This window comes from Candidatus Nitrotoga sp. 1052 (genome assembly GCF_927312905.1).
Taxonomy (GTDB): domain Bacteria; phylum Pseudomonadota; class Gammaproteobacteria; order Burkholderiales; family Gallionellaceae; genus Nitrotoga.
In genome coordinates this window covers 1-3,517 of record NZ_CAKMHQ010000091.1, presented here as the reverse complement: position 1 = coordinate 3,517, position 3,517 = coordinate 1, and the positions used below count along the sequence as shown (strand labels likewise).

4 protein-coding genes and 1 pseudogene are annotated in these 3,517 nt (G+C 56.9%); all 5 read right to left on the bottom strand.

What is annotated here, in order from left to right; all coding sequences use genetic code 11:
• Positions 1–192: 192 nt before the first annotated feature.
• Positions 193–480, bottom strand: a pseudogene (locus tag MJ768_RS14570) (pyrimidine dimer DNA glycosylase/endonuclease V); the annotation flags it as partial.
• Between the two features lie 58 nt (positions 481–538).
• On the bottom strand, positions 539–634 hold the full coding sequence (locus MJ768_RS15270; protein ID WP_338140756.1) for a pyrimidine dimer DNA glycosylase/endonuclease V: 96 nt from the start codon (positions 632–634) through the stop codon (positions 539–541).
• Positions 635–666: 32 nt separating this feature from the next.
• A complete protein-coding gene (locus MJ768_RS14565; protein ID WP_239292756.1) occupies positions 667–1,674 on the bottom strand; it encodes a carbon-nitrogen hydrolase family protein in 1,008 nt (335 codons plus the stop codon).
• 126 nt (positions 1,675–1,800) lie between these two features.
• Positions 1,801–2,481 carry a nuclear transport factor 2 family protein gene (locus MJ768_RS14560; protein ID WP_239292754.1) on the bottom strand — a complete coding sequence of 227 codons (681 nt, stop codon included), beginning with the start codon at positions 2,479–2,481 and terminating at the stop codon, positions 1,801–1,803.
• Positions 2,481–3,335: a transposase gene (locus MJ768_RS14555; RefSeq protein WP_239292752.1), complete on the bottom strand. Its 855-nt coding sequence runs from the start codon at positions 3,333–3,335 to the stop codon at positions 2,481–2,483. The genes MJ768_RS14560 and MJ768_RS14555 overlap by 1 nt, the downstream gene beginning before the upstream one ends.
• Positions 3,336–3,517 lie beyond the last annotated feature (182 nt).

Genomic DNA, 3,517 nt, shown 5'->3' with positions numbered 1-3,517 from the left:
CAGGTTGAGCGGAACAGGTTGCTGCAATGGCAACTTTTAGCGGTGGAATTTGGGGTTTGACGCGGCACATGTCCCGGTGGCACCACCAAGGTCAGAGAGATATTTCCATAACAAGCAGATTCACAGCAGCCTCACCGGGCTTGTCCAACAAACGGTTCAGATTGTGGCTCGCTTCGCGATCACATTCTAACCTTACTCGTTGGGCCGCGTGACTTCACACTCTGCGATGGGGCCGGAGACAATCAGGAACATCGGATGTGGTTTGGGCTCAGTTAATGTGGTGAATTGTTCAAGCCATGAAGGATCACGAGCACGTAGCTTTTCAACAAGGTGCTTCCACTCGTAGTCAAGCTGCCCACGACTGGCCACGATTTGTACTGCATTTCGTTCCGAGAGAATCTTCGTTGCATTGAACTGGTACCCACGAACATTCGCTTCTGAAAGGACAGCATGCAAATATGTTGCGATCGCTGCCATGGGTGATGGAGTGTCGCGGAAACGACATAGCTGGGGATGATGGGTATATCCACGCGTATGCCTACCAAGAACGGCTTTGCGCCAGTAATGCCTCGCGCCAGAGAGCTACCAGGCCTCGAGAGTCCAAGTAACAAGGATGTAGTGTCCACAGGCGCACAGCTTAGTTCTCTAAGAGGCCCACGGCTGAGCTCAGGGGCGAGCCGCTTGCGGCTCGTCCCCTGGAGCGACAGGTTGGCCATTCAAGAGCGGTCCGCCGGGTGAAGCGCTGAACTCTACGGGCCTGAGCGGCGCTGTATTCACGTGTAGCCGAAAGATGTCTGGCCTCGAGTAGTGGCCGACGGTATCCAGGCTGCGCCGAGCAACCCCGACGCGCTCCAGATCGATGTCCGCATACAAGATCCCGAGTTCGTTATGCAGCGGTCCCGCCACGATCTTGCCGCCGGGGGCGACTACGACCGAATCGCCGGCGTTCACCCACTCGTCCGCGTTCGAATACAGCTCGGCCTTGCCGGGAACGGCATCCGGGATGTGGTGCGCCTGAAAAGCGCAGCCGCTCCCGAGTACCCAGCACCCACCCTCGCGCGCGATGTGTTGCATCGTGGCAATCCAGCGCTCGCCGGTGTCGTAGGTCGGCGCTATATAAATGTCGACGCCCTGGGCGTAAAGGGCGCAGCGCGCAAGGGGCATGTAGCTTTCCCAACAGATGAGAGTTCCGATCCGTCCACATGGCGTGTCGATCACCCGCAGGCCCGAGGCATCCCCGAAGCCCCAGACCATGCGTTCGGGATTCGTTGGCATGAGCTTGCGGTGACGGTTGAGGATCGTGCCGTCTGGCCCAATGACGACGACACTGTTGTAAATCGTGCTCCGGCTGAAATCGGTATCGCGTTCGTTGACGCCGCATACGACGGTGATGTTGTTCCGCTTTGCGGCTTCACGCAGAGGCGCCAGGTCGTCGCCGGCCACGCGGACAGAATTGGCGAGTAGCAGGGAGTGCAGTCGTTCGGAAAGCGCCATGTCGCCGCCGGGACGAAGTCGCCAGATCCATGCTGGATACCCTGGTATGAACACCTCGGGAAAGACGACCAGCTGCGCGCCGGCCCCGGCAGCCTCGTGCACGCTGGCCACTGCGGCGCCAGTTGTCTCGGCTCTGTTTAGAAAAATTGGCGGGCGTTGAACGATCGCAATACGTGACATCTTTCACCTCGGTTGTTGAATGGCCAACGTTTGACATGAGCGGCGGCTGGAAGCAAGCGAAGCTTGCTGGAAGACGTCCGCTCGATGGAAGGGTTGGGCGTCATGGGTGCAGGCACACGGATGGACTCAGCGCTTGGGGGTAGCGAGAGGCGGGCGGTTCTTGCGGTAGGAGTCCTTCAGCGCGATCTTGCCGTCTCGAAAGGTGAACAGATCACAACCATGAACTTCTACGAAAGTGCCGTCCGCCCGAGTTCCCGTGAACGTCCACTCGGACACTCCCCTGTCCCCATGGACAAAATGGCGCGCGTTGCCCCAGTGGGCATCGGGGAAGGTTGCCCATACTTCAGCGAAGCCAGCTCGCACCGCCTCACGGCCCACGTACCTGGTGCCGAAGATCTCCGCGCCTGCAGAGGCTTCGAAGACACAGTCAGCGCTCATGAACGACATGAGGGCATCGGCATCGTGGCGATTCCACGCATCGGCAAAGGCTTGTAGGACCTCGGTGGTCACCTCTTCTGCAATCACGTTCGACATGACTAAACCTCCTGCGGTGCGCCCACCGACGATGATGATGATCCTGACGCCCAACGAATAGCGTTTATCTGCCGCCCTCCCCAAACTTGTTAAACCTGCGACCTTATTGGCGGCGGATAAACCTCGTTGGATTGAACCATAGGAGAACGGAATCGATGGGGATTGTAAGGTTTTGAAGTGTGGCGTCAACCTCAATGTCATGAGGGGGCGGCAATGGGTGAAGAAGAAACGGATATCCTGGAGAGCGAAAAAGCGCGAGGTCAGTTCTAACATTACAACATTTTTTTTCGGTCTTCTTCAAACTTCCGCACTGCGCGACTTACCGTCATGTAGTGTACCCCGAAATGGCACCCGATCTCTGCCATCGTATAAGCACCGGATAGGTAAGCCTGAGCTATCGCCTGATCTCTATTCGGGTGGCGCATCCGGTACTCATCCAGCGACAAAGCGACCGATCTTCGATGGGCCTTTGAAACTTCCCGTAGCTCTTCTGGATTTTTTGTCTGCCAGTGGCGTTCTACGAAAGCACTGTCACCCAGCAACAGTTGATGGCGAGTATCCAGCATGGGACTAGGTAAACCCCTGCCCGCCATCACGAACTGGCGATAGCCCCTGAGCGCTTTGCTCCGCTGTGAACCAAACTGACCAAGCAACCAGTCCGCATCCAGCCACGGAGGGGGTGCCTCCTGCCCCGTGATAAAAAGGTAACTGCTCCAGCGCCAGTCATCAAGCGATTTCACCATGTTGGCGCGCAGTGGGTTCAGCACCACATAGCGCGCCAACTCCAGCAAATAGGCTTCCTTTTGGACCAGGATGGCCTTGTAGCGTCCCTGAAAAAGATGCCCAACCAAGCCATGGCGACGGTTGAAGCGCTGGGTATATAGGCCGTTCAATTGCCGCATCCCACCGGATAGATTACCGTCCACCGTCTCCACAAGCAGGTGATAGTGATTGGTCATCTGGCAAAAAACATGAACCACCCAGTTAAACCGAGCGCAAACAATGCCCAACACCGCCAGCCAATCACTGCGATCATCGTCGCTCAGAAAAATATCTTCCTGACGATCCCCGCGCGAGGTGACGTGATAAAGGGCACCCGAAAATTCCAGTCTGAGGGGTCTGGCCATCTGTGAAGTGTAACAGAGTTTGTTAGAATGTTAGAACTGACCCCGTGTGCTGTAGTCCACCGTCTCCACCAGCAGGTGATAGTGATTGGTCATCTGGCAAAAAGCATGAACCACCCAGTTAAACCGCGCGCAAACAATGCCCAACACCGCCAGCCAATCACTGCGATCATCGTCGCTCAGAA